This is a genomic window from Clostridium oceanicum (assembly GCF_039521385.1).
Taxonomy (GTDB): Bacteria; Bacillota; Clostridia; order Clostridiales; family Clostridiaceae; genus Clostridium_F; species Clostridium_F oceanicum.
Genome location: NZ_BAAACG010000008.1, coordinates 431,234 through 453,826, shown reverse-complemented (window position 1 = coordinate 453,826; position 22,593 = coordinate 431,234). Strand labels below are relative to the sequence as shown.

Genomic DNA, 22,593 nt, shown 5'->3' with positions numbered 1-22,593 from the left:
TTGATCTACAAATGAGGTGTTATCTATGGGAAACAAAATTTTAAAAGTAAATAGATTTTTATTATTATCAGGTTTTATTTTAATATTTATTGTAACAACTAATAGTATGGCAAGTTTTTTTGGAGGATATTTATATTATATTTTTTATCAAGGAATATACGGAATTGTTTTAAGTATAGTTGTTCCATTAATTTATGTTTTCAAATATGAAAAAGGTAATTTAAATCATTTAGGCATTAAGACTATAACTAAAAAATCTATACTAATAGCTTTGATATTTATTGTTTTTTCAGTTGGAGGACAGCTAATACAAAATGATATAGCTATTCCTACATACAAAAAGATACTGTGCATATCTATTCCATTAATAATGACTACTTTTTTTGAAGAATTTCTTTTTAGAGGATTTTTTCAAGTTAGATTTGAAAAGTATTTTGGAGTAGTTTTTTCAATTGTGTTATCAGGATTAATATTTTCGTTATACCATTTAGGATACCCAAGTTTTAGAAAAATAAATTCATTATTAACATTATTTTTAGTAGGGATAATGTTTGCCACAGCTTTTAAATTAGCAAATAATAATTTATTTACATCCTTTTTAGTCAACTTACCAAATGCCGTTTTAACTTACTTATTAAATCCTAAAATGTTTCCTAATTTCACAATGGAAACAGCAAGTGTTAGTTTTGTTACTATTATTTTAGTTATGGTGATTTTTATTGCTTTTATAAATAAAGACAGAAATTTAAATGTAGTTTTCTTTAAATAATGTGAGATTGAAGTAAGTAAATTAAATATTAAGGTGATTATAAATCACCTGTTATGGAAAGAATTATAATAATTTACTATTATGAAATAAGATAAACTGATAAATATAGATGAGAAGATGATAGTTAATTTTGTTGAATTTTAATTAGTAAATTCTTAAGCATATAGAATAATAATCATAAAAATATATTAAGATTTGTAAATAATACTATTTCTTATAAATCAGGTATAGTAATATAGAAGAGGGATTACTAAAAATAAGAATTATATAAAAACTAAGGAGGATAACTATTTTGCAAAATGACAGATTAAAGGCAGCTATGATGGAAACAGTTGAAAAGCAAATTACAAATGAGGACACTAAATATGTAAAGGAAGTTTATGAAAAGTTAGTTAAAAGAGGACATAAAGAAAGTATTGCAAAAAAAATGATAGTTTCGGTTTTAATAGAAGAAATGAAAGAAGTAATGAAAAGTAAAGAAACTTTTGATGATAAAAGATATAAAGAAAATTTAAATAAATTACTTTAGTAGTTAAAATTTAATAGGTATTTTAATAATAGAAAGCATTTACATAGGTATATGCTTTTTTATTATGGTGATAAAGAAGTTTTGTTTTAACTTACAATATATGAAAAATAAAATATATTTTGGTATAATTATTGGTAACATATATTTTATAAAAGAAAGTAAGGGAAAAGAAAATGAAATTAGAGATGAAATTAAATTCTTTATATATTTGTGTTAAGGATATGAAAAGAGCTATAGATTTTTATGAAGAACTTTTTGAAAAAAAAGTAAGTATAGAAGATGAAGTTTTCAGTATTTTCAATTTAGATGGTTTTAGATTTTGCTTATTTGATAACAGTAAGGTAGATGAAAAAGTTACTTGGGGAGATAATTGTTTGCCAAGTTTTCAAGTTAATGATATGGATAAATTGATTGAAAAATTAACAGAGTTAAAAATTAAAATAGTATATCCTAGAGCTAAGATTAAAGACAATTGGGTGTTAGAATTTAAAGATAGTGAAGGTAATGACATAGAAGTTTATAGTAGAATTAAATAATTCTACTATAATCAAATTTTAATACTATTTACTAAATATATCTTATTGCTTCCTTCCATAGTATATTCAAATATTTCTTTTATTTTAACAAAGCCTTTGTATCTATTTATTATTTCAGATATATTATTAAAATATCTAACATGACCTTTTCCACCGTAGTTAGGAACAGAAAATATAACATTACTTTTAGGTTTGATTTTTTCTAATACATCAATGTCTTTTTCAAGATGTTCTAATACTTCTAATATTGTTACTGTATTATATTCTTGTTTATAAACATCGGAAGTATATATATTATGGAGTAAAAACTTTTCTTTATATGGTGCATTAGTTTTTTTAGCTAAATTTATGGCTACTTTGCTAAAATCTATTCCCACATAACTTTTTATATTGTTATCAAAAAGTAAATTGGCAAATTGTCCTGCTCCACATCCAATATCTAATATATTGCAATTTTTAATTTCCTTTATAATTTCTAATGCTTCATTCCAAATTTTAATATAACGACTTTGAGAGTAATGTTTATGATAAGTTTTATCAAGTCCTCCACAATCATATACCTTATTATAATATAGAGATTCTTGTTCTTTTATAAATCATCCCTCCATCTAATTATTGTTTTGGTATTATATATATATTAAAAAATCAATATTATATACGTGTAATCTTGTAAGGCATATTCACTTTTATATTGTAATAAATGAAAAATACTTAAAAGTGTGATATATTTACTAAAAGGATAATTTTGTTAATGTATATTGTTACTAAGAAAGTATGATTTTTTCTAAAAAGCTAAGCAATATATGTATGAAATAGAAATTCAGTAAGTATTTTTATTTATTTAAGTTGAAAACAAAGCAATGGAGGATGAAAAATGAAGCAGAATTTAATTCCTTATTTGATAGGGATGGCTACATGTGGTATTCCGCTTATGACTATGTCTATTAAATTTAAGTGGAGTGAAAAATTATGGAATGTTTTAAATAAAAGAATTAATAAAAATTATAATGTTGTTATATGGCTTTTAATAGCAGCCTTTATGCCAGCTGTTATAGAATTATTAGCTGAAACTATAGCAGGGAGAAATATTATAATTTCCAAAACCATATTAGGTGCTATTGTAGGAATTCAGTCTTCCTTTATGCCAGGACTAGGTGTTAGTAGTAAAACAAAAAAAGAGTAGTTTAATAAAAAAGCTTTGAAAACACATTTTTTATTCATAAACAATATAATGAGAAATAGTAGAAATATTATTTATGGAGGATTTAGTGATGAAAAGGAATCCTAATTTTCTTATTATTATAGTGGATGAAGAGCGATTTCCACCAGTATATGAAAATGAAGAAATAAAAGCTTGGAGAAGGAAATACTTAAAAGCACAAAATTTCTTGAGAAAAAATGGCTTGGAGTTTGATAGGCATTATACAGGTAGCACTGCTTGTTCCCCTAGTCGTGGAACATTATATACTGGTCAGTATCCATCTTTACATGGAGTAAGTCAAACATCTGGAGTGGCAAAGGGTGATTTTGATGATGACATGTTTTGGCTAGATGAAAATACAGTACCAACAATAGGAGATTATTTAGCTACTGCAGGATATAAAACCTTTTGGAAGGGAAAATGGCATGCTTCACAGGGGGATATATTAATTCCAGATACTCATGAATCCTTTCTAAGTTATAACAGTTCTAACGGAGTACCTAAAGAAGAAAGCGTAAATAAATATATTAATGCGAATCGTCTTGGTGAGTATGGTTTTAATGAATGGGTAGGCCCTGAACCTTTTGGAAGTGAACCTCACAACTCTGGATCATCTGCAGCTATTGGAATAAGTGGACGTGATGTAATATATGCTGAAGAAGTAATAAATTTAATTAAAAGAATAGATCGTGATAAATCTAATGATAAAATATTAGATGATAAGCCCTTTGCAATTGTTTCTTCTTTTGTAAATCCTCATGATATTGCACTTTTTGGAGAAATTGCAAAACTTGACCCTTTATTTGATTTTAAAGTTAATAGATCAGTTCCAAACATTCCTAAAGCTCCTACAGCAGATGAATCTCTTATTACAAAACCAAAGGCTCAAAGTAGTTACAGGGAGGTTTATCCTAAAGCACTCCAACCTCTTATAGATACAAAATTTTATCGTAGACTTTATTATTCATTACAACAACAAGTAGATAACGAAATGACAAAGGTTTTAAATGCTCTTATTAACTCATCATTTTATGAAGATACTATAGTAATATTTACATCTGACCATGGAGAAATGTTAGGAGCTCATGGAGGGTTATATCAAAAATGGTATCAAGCTTACGAAGAAACTACTCATGTACCTTTAATTATCCACAATCCTAAATTATTTAGAGAAGCTAAGGAAACAAATATGTTAACAAGTCATGTGGATATTCTACCTACAATACTTGGACTTGCTGGTATAAATGCTAAGGAAGCTCAAAGAAAATTAAAAAGTAATCATACAGAAGTCCATCCTTTAGTTGGAAGAAATTTAACTCCTTTAATTGTTCATGAAGAAGATTTTCCACGCGCCCATGAACCTATATATTTTATGACTGATGATGATGTAACAAAAGGATTAAATCAAGAATCTGTTTTAGGTGTTCCATATCAATCAGTAATACAACCTAATCACGTTGAAACTGTTGTTGCCAAATTAAAAACAGGGAAAAATGATGAAGAGCAACTTTGGAAATATAGCAGATATTTTGATAATCCTCAATTTTGGTCATCTCCTGGATGTGAAGATCAAACAACGGTGAAAAAATGTCCATGTGATGAACCAAAAGATGATGATGAAAAACAATACTGCTTATGTGTAACAAGTACAAAAACAGAGCCAGTGGCAGATGAATTTGAAATGTATAACTTAACAGAAGACCCACTAGAAACTAAAAATTTAGCTAATCCTAAGTTTGAAACACCAGAAACAGAAGTTGTTAAGGTAGTTTTAGCTAATATGTTACAAGAACAGTGTAAACAAAAACGTATATATCCATCTAGCGGCAATGTACCAGGGAAACCTAGTTGCAAATCTTGTGCACCTAAATTGATTTATAAATAGTAAAAAAGCAAAGACCTTAAATTTTTAGATTTATGGTCTTTGCTTTTTTATTTTAAGATTACTTAACTTTTGAAGTTATATTTATATTCTATATTTTAACAATAGCAAGTGGTATAATTTTCTTATATAAATTAGAAAATTAAAGAGTATTTTACTTTAAATTACAAAAGCTTAGGGGTGTTGTAATGATTAAAATGAAGAAAAAGGATTCAGTATGGTTAGCAGCAGCTGTATTGACATTTGAAAAATATAATGAAATGGAAAAACCATTAAAAGAAGAATTGTTTTTTAAACAGATAGATATAATAAATCGTGCTTCCAGCCTATATGGAGGAGAAGTTCCAAATCCATTAGCATCTACACATTGTGTAGGAAATTCAAAAGCTCCAGAATATAACTATCTTGTAGCTGGTGAAGGTATAAATAAAAAATATAGAAGGCTTTCTTATAGTAATGAATTTAATGTGAAAGATAGAGCTGATTTACCACTAGATATGGTTGTTAAGACTAATAAGGGGGATAAGCTAGTAGGTGATATTTATAAATTTATTGATAATGAGTATTCTAGATTGTTTACTTCGAAAGAAAGAGCTGAACTTTTAGAATCAATAAAATGCATATCAATATTAAAATATTTGGATGAATATGTAGGAAAGTCATATGTAGGACCCAAAAAGGTGAAACCAGAAGAGCAAGATATTTATAATGATATAAAAGAAAAAGGTGGAGCGGCAGTAAAAGAACTTGATAAAATGGCAAGGCTTTGTGAAATAGATTTTGGATTAGAGAAATTTGGAACGTGTAAATGGCTTGATGGTTCTAATACTAAAATTAGAGAATATTTATGGAGACAGATGAAATTTAAAGGCTATGAAAAGTGTCCTACTAGTATTTCTTTATTTGCAGGGTTAGAAGAAGGAGATAAGGCAAGATTTCGTTTTAGTGTTGAATTAAATGAAGCTCAGAGTAAAACAAAGGACTATGACAGACATCATAAAATTTTGGACAAAGATATTTCAGATGGACATAACTTAACTTATATGTTGAATGGAAATAATTCTAAAGTTCCTATGAGAAAGATAAAAGAGAGTACTAAAGTAGTAAAAGAAAAAGTAGCAAATGGAACATATAAAAAGGTGCAGATTTCTTTTATTATTACTCAAAAGGATATTGAAGAAAAGCATTATAGTGATAAGGATATATTAAATGTAATGCTTGGTGCAATAGCTGATTTAATGCCTTATTATAAGTTAGTATTAGGGGATGAAACAAAAATGACTGATTTACTACAGGAGAAAGAAGTAGAGGATAATAGAAATTCAGTAGAAAGTAATTTTGATAAAAATATGATTTTGTATGGCCCTCCAGGAACAGGAAAAACCTATAACACTGTAAATTATGCAGTAGCTATTATAGATAATGAAAAAATTGAAGATGTAGAAAAAAGACCTTATAAAGAAGTTTTTAAAAGATATTTAGAACTTAAATCTTTAGGAAAAATAGCTTTTACTACTTTTCATCAGTCCTATGGATATGAAGAATTTATTGAAGGAATAAAACCGGTGATTGAAGGGGATGGCATTCACTCTAATTCATCAGATGTTAAGTATAAATACGCTGATGGAGTGTTTAAAAAATTTTGTAATAAGGCTAAAAAAATAAATGGATATTCATTAGAAAACGGTGAAAACAGAGAACTTATTATTGAAGAAAATAATGCTCCTTATGTATTTATAATTGATGAAATTAACAGAGGTAATATTTCTAAAATCTTTGGAGAGCTTATTACTTTAATTGAAAGTACAAAAAGATTAGGAGAAGAGGAAGAAACAACTGCTCTTTTACCATATACCAGTGAAGAATTTGGTGTTCCTAATAATGTTTATATTCTTGGAACAATGAATACTGCTGATAGATCCATTGCTTTAATGGATACTGCTCTTAGAAGAAGATTTAAATTTATTGAAATTATGCCAAATTCAACTGTAATAGATGATATGAATATTTCAGATATTGAAGGAATTAATATTTCTAAAATGTTAGATACAATAAATGAAAGAATTGAGTATCTCTTTGATAGAGAACATACAATAGGACATGCTTATTTTACTCCTTTAAAAAAAGAACCTACATTAAATAAGCTAGCAGGTATTTTTCAAAATAAAATTATTCCACTTTTACAGGAGTATTTTTATGATGACTATGAAAAAATCCAACTTATTTTAGGAGATAATGCGAAAGAGGATCAGTTTAAATTTATTTTAGATACTACTATTAATGTAAGAAATGTGTTTAAGGGTAATCCAGATATTGATTTACCAGAGAAAAAATACGAAATTCAAAAGAGTGCTTTTGATAAAGCTGAAAGTTATAAACAAATTTACTAATAAAGTGTGGTGAACTAGATGAATAAACTCTTAGAAGTTCGGGAATTTGAGTGCATTACTTGTAATGATGATTATAAAGATGATAGATCTTTTAAATATTTAGAAAAAGAATTATTTAATGAGTTAGAAGAGTTTATACTTCAATCAAAAGGTAGGGAAACAGAGGTTTCAGATTTTTTGAATATTAGATTTAAACGTAATGTAGGAAAAATTATTCAAGCTAAAAACTATGTAGGTTTAATTCAAATGAAAAATGGATTTAATCTTCAGATACTTCCTAAGATTTCTTATAACAGTATTAATGATACAAAGAAAATATTTATTAAAATGTTACGTAGCTTAAAAGTATTTAATAATAAAATATTTAATGATGCAAATCTTAGAGTAGATAAAATGAATCTGTACGAAATTTTTATTAATATGTATATTCAAGAACTTCGTAACCTTGTAAAAAGAGGAATAAAATCATCATATTTATTAGTAGAGAACAACAATAATTTTTATAAAGGAAAATTATTAACTTCTGAGCATATAAAAAGAAATTTTCTACATAAAGAGCGATTTTATATAGGGTACGATGAATTTTTACAAAACTGCCCGGAAAATAAATTAATAAAATCTACACTTTTGAAATTACAAAAGATATCTACCAGTGCTTATAACATTAAAGAAATAAAACAGCTATTAATTAACTTTGAAAATGTAGAGCCTTCTAAAAACTATATAAAGGATTTTTCAAAAGTTGTAATAAATAGAAACACAAAATATTATGAGCTTTTAATGAAATGGTCAAAGGTATTTTTAATGAACTATAGCTTTACCACATTTTCAGGGAATACAAAATCTAGAGCATTATTATTTCCAATGGAAAAAATATTTGAATCCTATGTAGCTAAAAATTTAAAGAAGGCTTTAGAAGATTTAAATTGGAACGTATCTCGTCAAGATAAAGGATGCTACTTATTTGATGAACCAAGAAAGTTTGCTTTAAGACCTGATATTGTAGTAACACGAGATGATGGAAGCATTATTGTATTAGATACTAAATGGAAGTCATTAATAAATAAGATGCAACAAAATTATGGAATATCACAAGGGGATATGTATCAGATGTATGCATATTCCAAGAAGTATAAAACAGCAGAAATATGGCTCCTTTACCCAGTGAATGAAGAAATGAAAGATGCAGGAGATATAAAATTTAAAAGTATTGAAAATGACGATAAAGTTTTAGTTAGATTGTTCTTTGTGGATGTGGGGAGGATTGAAGAGAGTATGAGAAGGTTGAGGGAGGAGTTAAATAGATAAGGCTTTGAGAAAAATCTAAGGCTTTTTTATTTGAATTGAAGTTAATAGAAGAATTGAAGTTTTATACAAATATTTTAAAATGCTTTTATGATATAATAATTACTTAATTATGGTAATGTATCAAGTGTTTTTATATGAATTATTATATAGATTTACTAACTATAATTTGTTTATTAAATCAATTTCACAAGTATAATTTTGATTATTGCGATAGAAAAACTACGCAGTATAAAGGGGCTGGGAGTTAATATGTCATACCAAAGTGAAGCAGAGCTTGAAAAACAATTAGTAAAACAGCTTGAAAGTCAAGGTTATAGTAAAGTTAAAATAAGAACAGAAGAAGAGTTAATTAAAAATTTTAGAGATAAGCTTAACAAATACAATGAGAAAAAACTAGAAGGAGTGCCTTTAACAGATAAAGAATTTGAACGTGTTATGCGTAAGGTTGAAGGTGAAAGTATATTTGAAAGTGCAAAGATTTTACGAGATAAGTGGTCTTTAAAAGGAGATGATGGTTTAGAAGTTTACATAGAGTTTTTTAATTCTAAATCTTGGTGCAAAAATATATTTGAAGTAACGACTTAAATAACAGTAGTAGGAAAATATACTAATAGATATGATGTAACATTATTAGTTAATGGATTTCCACTTGTGCAAATAGAATTAAAAAGAAGAGGTATAGATTTTAAAGAAGATTTCAATCAAATACAGCGTTATAGAAAACACTCCTATCAAGGTTTATATAGATATATATAAGTATTTATAGTAAAAAATAGTATAGATATAAATATTTTTCCAATAGTGATAGAGATATTTTATATACTCATACATTATTTTTGACAGATAAAGAAAATCAAAGAATTACTAAATTAAATGAGTTTACAGATACATTTTTAGAGAGAAGTTTTATATCAAAAGTTATTGCTTGTTACATGATAATAAATTATACAGAAAAAATATTAATGCTAATGAGGCCTTATTAAATATATGTAGTAGAAGCTCTTACAATTATAAATAGGGGAGCAGAAGGCATAATTAGAATAAAAAAAGATATTAAGTTGATTAATTTATTATTTTATATTTATAATTTTCAAGTGAGTAAGCTTTTGAAAGAAGTATATTGTGATAATAACGATATTATTTTGTTAAATAATATTATCCAAGAGTTATCTCAAATCAAAAGTGTATATGATTTTATTAAGGATTTATCTGAAGAAACGAATGATTAAAAATAAGATTAAATGTTATAGAAAAGAAATATCAATATTTAATTGGAGGGAAAAGAATGACGAATGAATTTTTATTAGAAAAAAATAAGATTGGTATATCTAATGAGATATCATTAGATAGTATTATAAAAATTTATAAAGAAAAAATAGATAATATGAATAATAATGAGTTATTAAAAAAATATTTTATTTGGGATTATGAATTATTTGTTTGTGTTCAAAATATAATGCATACAAGGTATGGAAAAGAAAATAGATTGGAACCATACTTAACATATAAAGATGGTAGTGTATGGCCCAATATAGGAAATTTCGAAGAAGATAGGATAGAATTTTATGATACTTGTTTAAATGCTACAGAGAATATAGCAATGAAGATAAGATATTTAGATTACTTAATTGATTATAGAGATAAATCAAAAAAGTATATATATGCATGTAAATTAATTGAATTATTGATACACAATAATAATATAGATGATTATGATGATGCTGGGAAATGCTTAGAGTATATATCAAAACTATCAAGAGCTGTTGATATATCAACTTCATTTGGAATGAAAGAAAAGATTGGCATGTTAGAAGTTAGTATAAAAAATATATTTTCTAAATTTCTTGAAATAAAAAATTATAGGTGGATATTAGAAATATCAGAACTTTTTAGATACTTATGTTATAACAAAAAAAATAAGAGAATAACTCAAGAAAGCATTAACTATACGATAGGGGTATTAGAAACATGTAAAGAGTATTATAAACAAGAAAAAAATATGAATTTACATCAAGCATTTTGTTGTGAATTTTATAATTGGATTAAGAAAGAAGATAGTGATAAGGAAAGAATAAGTAAAGTTCTATTGGAATTTGGAAAAGCATACGAGGACGAAGCAGAATATCAAGGAGGAAGAAAAGAAAAGTCATATCATGTAAGAGCACATTTTTTAGAGTGTGCAGTTAATCATTATATAAATATTGGAGCAAGAGATAAAGTATACAATTTAAAAGTTAAAATAAAAGAATGTTATAGATTAGGAAGAAAAGAAACAAAGGAACATAAATTTGAAATTGATATACCTGATTATGATTTGATAGAAAAAGATTCAGAAAAATTTATTCTCGAAAGTATTGAAAAATCTTTTGGCTTGTTTAGTAGAGTTGGGTATTTTACTCCTGAAAAGCAACACATAATAAACACAGCCAAAAAGAGATATGCTAATTCATTGATGAATATTATAGGTATTACTAAAATTACTGGAGATAGAAAAATATTTGATGCTAATGGAGATGAGGAAAGAAGTAAATATTTTATATATGAGGAATATAATACATGGCTACAGATAATGTTTTCAATTATGTATGATAAAGTTTGGATTAAACTTATAAAACAAGGATTAACTTGTAATATGGTAGTTAAAAGAATAACCGAGTGGGAATATATGAATGATGAGGATTCTGAGATAATAAAAAGAGGTATAGAAAGATATTTTGAAGATGACTTTATTTCAGCAATTCATATTCTAACACCTAAGTTTGAAAGTTGTTTTAGAGAGTTTTTTGTATGGGGAGGATATGCAACAACATCAATTAAAAACTCAGTAACCCAGCATGAACAAAATTTTAACGATTTTATTCGCAATGATTTTGTAAAGAAAAATATAGAGATGGATACATTATTTCTTATTCAATATATTATGGTTGATAATTTGGGCTATAATTTGAGAAATGATGTTGCTCATGGATTGGCAGGATTAGATAAATTTAATAGAAATACTGCAAATATAGTAATATATCTCTTCTTTAGACTAACAAATCTTCACTGGGAAATTAATAAAAATAATTAGTTTATATAGAAATATAAGAGCTATTAGCTTTTTATATTTCTATATATTTTTCCAATTAATTATTAGTGTAAAATAGAACCATAAACAAACCAAGATTAACTACTTGATTAAGGTTGATCTTATAAGTGGAAATATAATATGATAAGTAAAGATTATTCTTATTATGTAAGGTACAGTTTACTAATTGTTAGATAATTATTACTTAATAACACTTTTTTTTAGTTGATTTAATATATAATTTTTACTAGCGATTCCTTCATTTTGGTGCATAAGCAAGAAAATTCTAAAAAAGAAAGCAAAATCAATAATTTCATTTTTATTCGATATATTTGCTTCAAATTCTTCTTTATCATAATTCTTACCGTCTTTAGTTATTGTCCAATCTATTTTTATACTTGGTTTATCATGCAGATATGCAATATTAAATACTCCTTGAACTACATATTCTTCATTTAAACAAAAGTACATTTCATTATCTAGACTTAATCCTAGCATTACATTCTCTAAAACAGAAACAAATGCAGTAACTAGATCATAGTACACTTCAATATCTTTAATTTTAGGAACTTGATATTCATGCTCCATTTTATTTCTTATTGTATTTAATCTAGCTAATGATCTCGGACCAAATATTCCTGTTGCATTTAAAAAATCTAACTTTTTTTTAAATTTTAAATTTCTATCATTAAATATCTTACTTAAATTAAAGGAATATAAAAAAGTGTTTAATTGGCAATCCATAGCCCTTTTAAGATTTGATATGCAATTAATTAAAGAGGATTGAGTATTTTTTGAGAGTTCCTCTTCTGCAAATTCTAAATAATCACGAGCTGTTAATTCATAGCTTGGAAATTTAGGAGGATTACCACTACTACTGTCTTTATAAAGTACATCCAAATATTCCAATACAAAATGTTTTACTTTGTTTATTTTTTCACTTTTATTAACCATATAATTTTCCTCTTTTTCTTTATAATTTTAATAAGTATTTATCACAATATAAATATATTATACTATAATATGGTAATAATAAGGATAAATTTATCTGAAAATAAAAAATTAAATATAGACAATGGGGATATTATACAATCTAATCAAGTAGTAAAAAGGTCAAAGAAAAAATAAATAGTTTTGAAAAAACAGAAAAATAGGAAGAAGCTTTAACAGAACAAAAGCAGATACTACAAATTTTAAATCTTTGTGTACATTAGTTATTAGTTTAAAGGAGTTGATTCAAAGTGAAAAATAAAAATGAGATAAGTTTAAAAAATAATAAACTACATGAAAGCATAAAGACTACTTTAACCAGAACAAGAGAAAAAATATCTAAAGTAGTTAATTTTATAATTGTTGATGCATATTGGAATATAGGAAGAATCATTGGTGAGGAAGAACAAAATGGGAAAGAAAGAGCTGACTATGGGGAACATATAATAAAATATTTACGGAAAAAATTTACAAAACATTTTGGTAAAGGATTTTCAGAAACTAATTTAAAGTATATGCGAAAATTTTATAAGGCTTTTCCAATAAGTTAGACGCTGTCTGACCAATTAAATTGGAGTAATTATTTACTTTTATCTAAGATTGATGAAATGGATAAGAGAAAATTTTAAAGAAGGCATTTTATCAAATTGGTTAGTTAGAGAATTAGATAGATTTAACCAAACCCAGCCTTAATCATTAATATTATTATGGTTAAGGCTATATTTTTATAGAAATATCATATTATATTTTAGTAAAAGCTATTTACCCTCCCTCCAATCTACAAAATCATTTCTTTTTCACTTACACATCAAAAATATTACTTTCCTATGTTTCTACCATAATGTAGTGCATATAGATTTATCCACATTTTAACTGAAAATTGAAGTATATACCTTTAAACCTTTTATATGATAAAATATAGAATAGGAAAATTGGAAGGGTGTTTTATGTGCTTAAAATTAAGGGGTTGTATAAAGAACAACATAATAATGTAATAAAAAATATAGATATTGATATAGATAAAGGTACTTCTATAAGCATAGAGTGTAGTAATGAGATGAGTGATTTACTTATAAATCTAATTTTAGGCAGGGTCACACCGGCAAAAGGTGAAATATACCTAGAAGATGTAAGAAATTTAGAGTACATTAAGACTAATATTTCGACTATTGGTGTTGTGCTTAGAGAAGAAACTTTCTATGAGAGAATGACTATAGAAGAATACATGAAATTTTTTGCTGATCTTTTGTCCACAAAGCTAGATTATAAAGAAGTAATGTTAAAACTTGCTTTATTAGATATTGGCAATAAGAAAATAAAAAATTTAAGCTATTCAGAAAAGAGAAGATTAAGTTTTGCAAGGGAGATATTAAAACAACCAAAATTTTTCATGTTTCAAGAGCCAATCCTTAATATGGATAGAGATGGAGCTAAGATAATAGTAGAAAATATTGAAGAATTAAAAAGACAGGGAATGGCAATTTTAATTACATCAGTTTTATTTAAGGATACTCTTATGCTTAGCGAAAAGGCTTATAGATTAAATGATGAGGGATTAATAGAGTTAAATAACAACATAGAAGAATCTAACAATAATATAGAAGAACCTAAAGATACAAAACCAGTGTATAAGGTTGAAAAAATACCTGCTAAAGTAGAGGAAAGAATTTTATTGTTTGATCCTACAGAGATTGATTACATAGAAAGTGCAAATGGAGTTAGCAACTTAAGTATTAGAGGGGACAAGTTTCCTTGTACTATTTCACTTAGAGATTTAGAAGAGAGATTAAAACATTTTGGATTTTTTAGATGTCATAGATCTTATCTTGTAAATTTACAGAGAGTTAGAGAAGTTATTACGTGGACAAGAAATAGTTATAGTTTAAGCTTGGATGATAAAGTAAAGAGTTCTCTTCCATTATCAAAAAGAAGATTAGATGAACTAAAGGATATATTAAAATTATAAATTTTAAATCTTACTGAAAAAGTGTTCCTTAAATATAATTTATTAGTGGTATGTAAAAAATACTGTTTTTTAAATTTCCATAGATAAGGTAAGGAATTTATAATAAATAATTTGCATGTTAGGGAGCAGATTTAAGAGATTTAACCCCCAAATATGCTCCGTTTATAGAAACATATGCTCCACTTAACAGTTGAAGGCTATACTTTAACCCTTTAAACAAGCCATTCAACTACTTATCTGATCTTTTCCTATATATTTTATGGTTATAGAGTGTGATTTTTAGGATAATTGAGCCATGGAAAAGAGAAGGGAGTTTTAAACGTGGAAACAATTATTTCTATGAGTAATGTAACAAAGGATTTTAAAGGGAAAAAGGCTTTAAAAAATTTAACTTTCAATATTAAAGAGGGTGAAATTTTTGGATTTTTAGGTCCCAGTGGAGCAGGTAAAACTACTACTATTAAGTTATTAACATCTCAATTAATACCAACTAGTGGTGATATTGAGGTTTTTGGAAAGGATGTTTATTCTAATAGAAAAGAAATAGTTAAGAATATTGGAATATTATCTGATACTAGTGGTATGTATGATAGATTAACGGTTTTAGATAATTTGATGCTTTTTGCAGATATAAATGGTGTTCCTAAGAAAAATATTGAGGAAATATTAAGTAAGATAGGCATGGAAGATACTATGAAAAAACAAGTTAAAAAACTTTCAAAGGGTATGAAGCAAAGACTTATGATAGCAAGAGCGGTACTTCATAAACCTAAGTTATTATTTTTAGACGAGCCTACTTCTTCATTAGATCCAGGTACATCTTTAGAGATTCATAAGTTGCTTAGAAATCTTAATAAGGAAGGTACTACAATATTTTTAACAACTCACAATATGATGGAAGCAGATAAACTTTGTGATAGAGTAGCTTTTTTAAATGATGGTGAAATAGTTGAGCTAGGGAATCCAAAATCTTTGAAATTAAAATATATGAATGACGATATAAAGGTAATTCTTAAAGATAAAAATAAAGAAATTATGCTAAAAAATAATAAGGAAGGTGCTCTTAAAATTAAAGAGTGGATGGAAGAAGGAAAGCTATTAGCAATTCATTCTATGGAGCCAAGTTTAGAAAGAATATTTTTAAATCTTACAGGGAGGGAACTATAATGGAATTTTCAATAAGAAGAGTGAATGCATTATTTAAGAAGGAAATAAAAGATTTTGGAAAAAATATGAATGTTTTTATTATGTGCCTTTTTCCAATTATGATATGTGCTTTGTATTCAAAAATACTAGGGGATAAATTTAGTAATGATGTTATGGTAAATACAAATATATTAACTTTAGCTCTAGGTACAAATCTTGTGATGGTAGGAAGTTATGTTATAGCTATGCTTATAGCTGAAGAAAAAGAAAAAAATACTCTTAGAACTCTTATGCTTTCAGCTGTATCACCTTGGGAGTTTTTAGCTGGAAAAGCCCTTATAACTTTATTAGTGACAGGAATTATAAATGTAATATTATTTTTTATGATTGGAATGGATATTCAGTATTTAGGAAAATATATGCTTTTAAGTACTTTAGTGGTCTTAAGTATGATAGAAATTGGAGCTATAATTGGAATACTATCACCTAATCAAATGGCTACAGGAGTAGTTTCTATGCCTGCACTTATAATATTTTATATATTACCATTGGTTGCAAAAATAAATAAAACAATTGGAAGAATATCTGAATTATTACCTAACTATAATATGAATATTATGCTTGAAAAAGTGTTTAAAGGGGAAACCATAGGGGTAGAGTCTACTTATAATATATGTATAATTTTAGTTTGGATATTAATTGGTGCAGTTCTTTTTATGTATGCCTATAATAAAAAAGGATTGGATAAGTAAAAAAAACGAATATCAATACAAATTTATTATATCAATTTAAGCATCAAAAGTACTATTCTTTGAGTGAGTAGTGCTTTTTCTCTTTTTTTATTAATTTCTATGTGAATACGAAGAAATTTAGGTTTATGAAAATATATAAAGATAAAATTAAAATAATGTGTTTTTATAAAAGTTTTTGAAGGCGTATGTAGGTTAGTATAATGTTTTTGAAGATTGATGAAAATTTATAAATATAAAAGCAAAAGTGTAGTTCTGGAAGATAAGATTTTGTAGAAAAATGCAAATAAGAATATGGATTTATAGATTTTTAGTGAAGTTCTACAACATATTACAAATTTAATGATAGATATTATAATTGTGAGATTATATTTTTACAAAAACTTTATACTAATTATATATAGTATGCAAGTTATACCCAAAAAATACCAGTTATGCACAGGTTATTCACAGAATGTGGATAACTCAAGGGTTGTACTTATTTTTTAAAATATAATACGTGCATTTTTATACAGAATTTTGATAAAAAATTCATTAAAGATATTGAAAAAATATATTTATTTTTTAAAAACTATAGCTGTATCTTTAAGAAAAAAAGTGTATCCATATAGCTTAAAACTGTATCCTTATGTATCCATAAAATATAGTAAGGATACATAGATACACCAATGTGAAAATATGAGATAATAATATGTAATATCACTTGAAGTTAATGAAAAATTATATATATATCAAAGCAATGAAAATGTATAATTACTAAAATTTAGGAGGATCGATATGGGTTTATTACAGCAAACGATAGATAGCATTACAAAATTAGATGAAAAAGTAGTTAAAGAAGCATGGAAAAGGATTGATAATTTAACAAAGCCTATTGGAAGTTTAGGTGTGTTAGAAGAGATAGCATCTAAAATGGCTGGTATAACAGGAAAGGTGTTTCCTAAAATAAATAACAAAAATATAATTATAATGTGTGCAGATAATGGAGTAATAGAAGAAGATGTTACAAATTGTCCTAGAGAAGTAACTAAAATAGTAACAAATAATTTTACAAAGGATATTACAGGAGTAGCTGTACTTTCTAAATTTGTAAACTCTAATATTACAGTTGTAGATGTAGGCGTTGATCATGATTTTGAAAATACTAAAATTATAAATAAAAAAATAATGTATGGAACTAAAAATATGACAAAAGAGCCAGCAATGACAAGAGAAGATACTATTAAAGCAATAGAAGTAGGCATAGAAATTGTAGACAAGCTCTCAAAACAGGGAGTAGATATATTTGGAACTGGAGAAATGGGTGTAGGTAATACTACAACTAGTGCGGCAGTTTTAAGTGTGTTATGTGATTTATCACCAGAAGTTACAACAGGAAAAGGTTCTGGTATTACGGAAAAACAGCTGTTATGTAAGGAAAATGCTATTAAAAAAGCAATAAGTATTAATAATCCTAATAAAGATGATGTAATTGATGTTTTATCTAAAGTAGGTGGACTTGATATTGCAGGACTTTGTGGATGTTTTCTAGGGGCAGCTAAAAATAAAATTCCTATAGTTATTGATGGATTTATAGCTTCAACAGCTGCTTTATGTGCATATAGACTAAATCCTCTTTGCAAAAATTATATGTTTGCGTCACATCTATCAGCAGAACCGGCAGCAGCATATATTCTAAAAGAAATTGGTCTTGAAAGTATGCTAAATTTAAAGATGAGATTAGGGGAAGGCTCCGGTTGCCCTTTAGCTTTTAATATAATAGAATCAGCACTCTATACTATGGAAAACATGGGAAGTTTTGAAGATGCTAAACTAAATAGTGATAAATACATTGATATAAGGTAAGGATTAAATCTTTTGAAGATTTTATACTTTTTATAGTGATATAGAGTATAAATTATAATTAATCTTAATTTGACAAACTATATATTAAAAATAAAATCATGCACAATAAGACAATTAATACATAGAAATAAAATACAAATATTATATAAATTACTAAACGTGTTTACAGTATTTACGATATATATAATATGTTCTAAACTATGATACAAAAATACGTTTTGGAGGAATTTTATGGGTGTTGTAAAAAAAGAAAAACTTATGTCAAAATTATTAGGTATAGGTATTATTTTTATGCTCCTCTTTAGCAGTAGTACAAGTGCTTTTGCAAAAGGAGTAAATCTTAATGATCCGGCGTGGAAAATATATGATGACTGTTTTCTAAATTATTCAGGAATTTGGTTAACATATGCTGGAGGATGTGAAACAACAGAGTATGATGGATATCATTATACACAAGCATCTAATTGTAAAGTAGAATTTGATTTTATGGGAAGTAAATTAAGAATTATCTCCGAAAGGCATTATGAAAAATGTAGTTCAAATATTTTAATAAAAATTGATGATAATATAGTGGAGAGATTTAGTGGAAGTGAAATGAAAAACTATGGTGTTGATAATTTGCGTGTAGTTTACGAAAAACTTAATTTAACTAATGAAAAACACCATGTTCAAATTATAACTCAAGATTCAAATTACTTTAATATATCAGCAATAGCTGTTGATAAAAATGGTGCATTGGTATCAAATCCTAAAGTTAGACCTTTGTTATCTAAAAATCCAATAAAAGAAAATGACGTTTTTACTACAGATATTATTTTAGATGATGGGATTAATGTTTGTGCAGAAGATTTAATGTTATCTTACGATAAAGATCTATTTGAATATATTGGATATGAAAAAATAGATGGTATAAAACAATGTAGAGTTGGTGTGGATAGAAATTTAGGCAAGGTTAGATGCTTAATATCTCATAATAAAATTAATGATTCATATAAAGAGAGAAATAAGAATATAATTAGATTAAAGTTTCTTGCTAAAAAAGATGGTAGAGGCAAAATTAGTGTTATAAGTGGTATTACAAAAGATAGTAGTGGGATTAAAAATAATATATTGAATGATAATTGTAAAAATGTAGAGGTAAGTGTAAATAAATCTGATGATGGTGGATTAGGAGATTTAGGGGATTTAGGAAATTTAGATGATTTTTAATGGATATAAAATTTAAAGTTATTATAAAAATGTATTAACTTAAGAATTTAATACATATGTTTTTACTATATTAAAGTCTGCATGTCAATGCAGGCTTTTTAATAGTTAAAGTATTACTAAATTTAAATCAAATATTAGGAATCTTATTATTAAAAATTAAAAATAAAAGTTAATAATAGGAATAATATTTTTTATTTTAGTTTATAAGTTAATCTGACAGGAGATTTTAAAGTGAAAAATTATAAAAAAATAATTTTAGCAATAATAATAATTTTAGTATTAATAACTGTGGGAGTTTCAACTAAAAAGTCTAGACCTACTTATAATGATAAGCCAATATCAAGAGATGAAATTTGTCTAGGAACTCTTTGTAAAATTACTGTATTAGATAAGGTTGATGAAAAAGTATTAGATAAAGCTTATAATAAAATTAGTGAAATCGAAAAAGAAATAACGGTAAACAATGCAAAGACTAGTGAAATCATTGAGCTAAATAATGCTGCTGGTAAACGTCCAGTGAAAGTAAGTAGGCACACTTTAAAAATATTAAAGAAGGGTATTTATTACTCTAAACTTTCAAAAGGGAAATTTGATATTACAATTGGAGGAATCTCTAAGTTATGGAGTATAGGTACAGACAAAGAAGCTGTACCAAATCAAGACGAGTTACAAGATGCTTTGAAACGTGTAGACTATAGGAATCTACAAATTAATGAAAAAAATAATACAGCTATGCTTAAAAAAGAAGGAGCAAAAATAGATTTAGGAGGACTTGCAAAAGGTTATATTGCAGATGAGGTTGCTAAAGTATTATCTAATAATGGAGCTAAAAATGCTATCATTAATTTAGGCGGAAATATCTTAACTATGGGAAGTAATCCTAGTAAAGATCATTGGAATGTACAAGTTCAAAATCCAGATGACGCTAGAGGAAATACTTTAGGGAACATAAAAATAAAAAATAGTTCTAATAAATCTGTTGTTACATCTGGGATTTATGAAAGATTTTTTGAATACAAAGGTAAAAGATATCATCACATAATGAATAGTAAAACAGGTTATCCTGTAGAAAATGAACTTGCTTCTGTAACAATAATAGCAGATAAATCATCTAATGCAGATGGTATGTCTAATTGTGTGTTTCAGTTTGGATTAAAAGATGGAATGAAACTTGTAAAGAAGTTTTCTAATATTGAGGCTATATTTATAACTAAAGATAAGAAAATATATATTACAGATGGATTAAAAGATAAATTTACACTTACTAATAAAAAATATAAACTTATTAATAATTAGTATATGTCATTGTTTAATGTATAATATAAATAAGCCTTAAGAGCATAAAAGTCTTGAGGCTTCACTAATTATTTGATTTTGATACTATTTATAAAATCTTCTTTCTTCATTAAAAGAGGAGTAACAGGTTCCCCGTAAAAATCTACTGGTTCTCCTAACACTTCACAACCATATTGTTTTAGTAATATCACGGTGATATCTCTTGCATCTATATAAAGTTTATCCACATTGTTATTAAAAATTTCTTTTAAAGAAAATAAAGCAAGTTTTTTGCCTATACCTGTACCTCTAAGTCTTATATCAACTGCAAACCTTCCCCAGTGCCACTTATTATTTTCAAACCAAGAAGCTACAATTCCAATAATATCTTCACCTACTCTTGCACACCACCAATTTTGTTTTGAATTTTTATTTATTGGTATTAGTTTTTCAGGAATATTTTGTTCATAATTAAAAACTTTTGTAGCTAATTTAATTGCGTTATCATAATAATTTGTTGGAAGTTTTTCTAATTTTATTCTGGAATCATCTTTTTTAAGATTATTTTTAAGTGTAAGAATACGAAAATCTTCTAGTGATTTTGCAATGTTATTGTTAATTGTACTATCTCCAAGATTTAATATTTCGTTTATAAATTTATTGGCTTCAATGTCTCCTTTTTTCATAGTATCTATACCTAATGGTAGAAGGCTGATTAATTTAATTCTTTTATCAGTAGTAGATTTTTCTACTTTAATAAATTTTTTAGATTCTAAACTAGTAAGAGTTCTACTAAGTGAGGCTTTATCAGTTCCTAATTGTAGAGTTAGTTCATTAAAAGGAGTAGTACCATTTTGCTTAATGTAGTTTAATATATGGGCTTGCATTAGCGTGAGTTCAGAGTTAAGACAATTATGATTAAGTAAGCCTAGTTCTCGTATGATTAATCTTAGTTCTTTTCTAATTATTTCTGCTTTATTCATAATAATTCTCCTTTTTATCGTTGATAGTATCAACTATTTGTAAAATTATATCATAGGGATACTTAGTATGCAATATATAAATGTTTATATAAGATAGTTTTAAAATGGGAATATATTATAATTAAATTCTAAAATTAAAGGGTAATTGTTACTTTTATATATGCATTAGTAAATAGTATACTTAGGTGTCTAACTGTAGAATTTTTAAAAGAAAAAAATAAAATGGTAGTTTCTCAACTAAGTAAAAGTAGTGATATAATGACTTTTACTTGTTTCAATGATATGTTTTTAACTTTATTAAAAAAATACGAAAAAAATATAGTTTAGTACCTTGCATTATATAATACCATGTGATATTATATAATCAACAAAACAATATACTATATAAAAAAAGGTAGCATGAAAAATATAAATATATTAATCATTAAACAAAGGAGGAGAACATAGTGAGAAAAATTAAAAAAAATATAGGGATAACAGCTTTAGTAATAGGGATAGGGTTATTAGTAAAAAAATTAAAAAATAATAACTAAGACTAATAAATGATAAGATAAATTATGAATTAGGGGTAGGTAATAAAAGTATATTAAAAATAATGAAAAGAGGGTAAAGAAATGAAGAGAGTTTTGAAAATAGCATTAAGACCTAGTATAGTTGCCGGAGGTTGGATATTAATGGGGAAATTTATATTGTAGTAAACAAAATATAAAATGATATGTTAGGGAGATATAATAAAAGTATATTAAAG

General features: G+C 26.1%; 18 protein-coding genes and 1 pseudogene. 16 read left to right on the top strand and 3 right to left on the bottom strand.

What is annotated here, in order from left to right; genetic code table 11:
• Positions 1–25 precede the first annotated feature (25 nt).
• From ABDZ71_RS08225 to ABDZ71_RS08215, 3 genes are all read left to right on the top strand, one after another.
• Positions 26–769: a CPBP family intramembrane glutamic endopeptidase gene (locus tag ABDZ71_RS08225; RefSeq protein ID WP_343760638.1), complete on the top strand. Its 744-nt coding sequence runs from the start codon at positions 26–28 to the stop codon at positions 767–769.
• A gap of 292 nt (positions 770–1,061) precedes the next feature.
• The gene (locus ABDZ71_RS08220) at positions 1,062–1,298 is read left to right on the top strand and encodes a hypothetical protein (protein WP_343760636.1); all 237 of its coding nucleotides are present in this window, start codon (positions 1,062–1,064) and stop codon (positions 1,296–1,298) included.
• 173 nt (positions 1,299–1,471) lie between these two features.
• On the top strand, positions 1,472–1,834 hold the full coding sequence (locus tag ABDZ71_RS08215; protein ID WP_343760634.1) for a VOC family protein: 363 nt from the start codon (positions 1,472–1,474) through the stop codon (positions 1,832–1,834).
• Between the two features lie 11 nt (positions 1,835–1,845).
• Here the strand turns inward: ABDZ71_RS08215 and ABDZ71_RS08210 are convergent, their stop codons facing one another.
• Positions 1,846–2,427 carry a class I SAM-dependent methyltransferase gene (locus ABDZ71_RS08210; RefSeq protein WP_343761091.1) on the bottom strand — a complete coding sequence of 194 codons (582 nt, stop codon included), beginning with the start codon at positions 2,425–2,427 and terminating at the stop codon, positions 1,846–1,848.
• Positions 2,428–2,708: 281 nt separating this feature from the next.
• Here ABDZ71_RS08210 and ABDZ71_RS08205 point away from each other — a divergent pair, with 281 nt between their 5' ends.
• From ABDZ71_RS08205 to ABDZ71_RS08180, 6 genes and pseudogenes are all read left to right on the top strand, one after another.
• A complete protein-coding gene (locus ABDZ71_RS08205) occupies positions 2,709–3,017 on the top strand; it encodes a hypothetical protein (protein ID WP_343760633.1) in 309 nt (102 codons plus the stop codon).
• Positions 3,018–3,105: 88 nt separating this feature from the next.
• Positions 3,106–4,920: a sulfatase family protein gene (locus ABDZ71_RS08200; protein ID WP_343760632.1), complete on the top strand. Its 1,815-nt coding sequence runs from the start codon at positions 3,106–3,108 to the stop codon at positions 4,918–4,920.
• Positions 4,921–5,105: 185 nt separating this feature from the next.
• Positions 5,106–7,307, top strand: coding sequence for an McrB family protein (locus ABDZ71_RS08195; RefSeq protein ID WP_343760630.1), 2,202 nt, complete (start codon positions 5,106–5,108; stop codon positions 7,305–7,307).
• A gap of 18 nt (positions 7,308–7,325) precedes the next feature.
• Positions 7,326–8,615: an McrC family protein gene (locus ABDZ71_RS08190; RefSeq protein ID WP_343760628.1), complete on the top strand. Its 1,290-nt coding sequence runs from the start codon at positions 7,326–7,328 to the stop codon at positions 8,613–8,615.
• 249 nt (positions 8,616–8,864) lie between these two features.
• Positions 8,865–9,371 (top strand): annotated as a pseudogene (locus ABDZ71_RS08185) (type I restriction endonuclease).
• Between the two features lie 529 nt (positions 9,372–9,900).
• Positions 9,901–11,685 carry a DUF4209 domain-containing protein gene (locus ABDZ71_RS08180; RefSeq protein WP_343760626.1) on the top strand — a complete coding sequence of 595 codons (1,785 nt, stop codon included), beginning with the start codon at positions 9,901–9,903 and terminating at the stop codon, positions 11,683–11,685.
• A 198-nt stretch (positions 11,686–11,883) separates the two neighbouring features.
• Here the strand turns inward: ABDZ71_RS08180 and ABDZ71_RS08175 are convergent, their stop codons facing one another.
• Positions 11,884–12,636, bottom strand: a complete 753-nt coding sequence (locus tag ABDZ71_RS08175) for a hypothetical protein (protein ID WP_343760624.1) — start codon at positions 12,634–12,636, stop codon at positions 11,884–11,886.
• A 287-nt stretch (positions 12,637–12,923) separates the two neighbouring features.
• Here ABDZ71_RS08175 and ABDZ71_RS08170 point away from each other — a divergent pair, with 287 nt between their 5' ends.
• The 7 genes from ABDZ71_RS08170 (at position 12,924) to ABDZ71_RS08140 (ending at position 20,883) form a co-directional block, all read left to right on the top strand.
• Positions 12,924–13,223, top strand: a complete 300-nt coding sequence (locus ABDZ71_RS08170) for a DUF1016 N-terminal domain-containing protein (RefSeq protein WP_343760623.1) — start codon at positions 12,924–12,926, stop codon at positions 13,221–13,223.
• A gap of 398 nt (positions 13,224–13,621) precedes the next feature.
• Entirely contained in the window at positions 13,622–14,638 is a 1,017-nt protein-coding gene (locus ABDZ71_RS08165; protein ID WP_343760621.1) for a LytTR family transcriptional regulator DNA-binding domain-containing protein, read from the top strand.
• Between the two features lie 321 nt (positions 14,639–14,959).
• Positions 14,960–15,805, top strand: coding sequence for an ABC transporter ATP-binding protein (locus ABDZ71_RS08160; protein ID WP_343760620.1), 846 nt, complete (start codon positions 14,960–14,962; stop codon positions 15,803–15,805).
• Positions 15,805–16,536 (top strand): ABC transporter permease, encoded by a 732-nt coding sequence (locus ABDZ71_RS08155; protein ID WP_343760619.1) that lies wholly within the window; start codon positions 15,805–15,807, stop codon positions 16,534–16,536. Before ABDZ71_RS08160 ends, ABDZ71_RS08155 begins: the two co-directional genes overlap by 1 nt.
• A gap of 774 nt (positions 16,537–17,310) precedes the next feature.
• Positions 17,311–18,378, top strand: a complete 1,068-nt coding sequence (cobT, locus tag ABDZ71_RS08150; protein WP_343760617.1) for a nicotinate-nucleotide--dimethylbenzimidazole phosphoribosyltransferase — start codon at positions 17,311–17,313, stop codon at positions 18,376–18,378.
• Positions 18,379–18,609: 231 nt separating this feature from the next.
• Positions 18,610–19,587: a cohesin domain-containing protein gene (locus tag ABDZ71_RS08145; protein WP_343760615.1), complete on the top strand. Its 978-nt coding sequence runs from the start codon at positions 18,610–18,612 to the stop codon at positions 19,585–19,587.
• A 231-nt stretch (positions 19,588–19,818) separates the two neighbouring features.
• Positions 19,819–20,883, top strand: a complete 1,065-nt coding sequence (locus ABDZ71_RS08140; RefSeq protein WP_343760614.1) for an FAD:protein FMN transferase — start codon at positions 19,819–19,821, stop codon at positions 20,881–20,883.
• Between the two features lie 68 nt (positions 20,884–20,951).
• Here the strand turns inward: ABDZ71_RS08140 and ABDZ71_RS08135 are convergent, their stop codons facing one another.
• On the bottom strand, positions 20,952–21,845 hold the full coding sequence (locus ABDZ71_RS08135) for a GNAT family N-acetyltransferase (RefSeq protein WP_343760612.1): 894 nt from the start codon (positions 21,843–21,845) through the stop codon (positions 20,952–20,954).
• Positions 21,846–22,593: the final 748 nt, after the last annotated feature.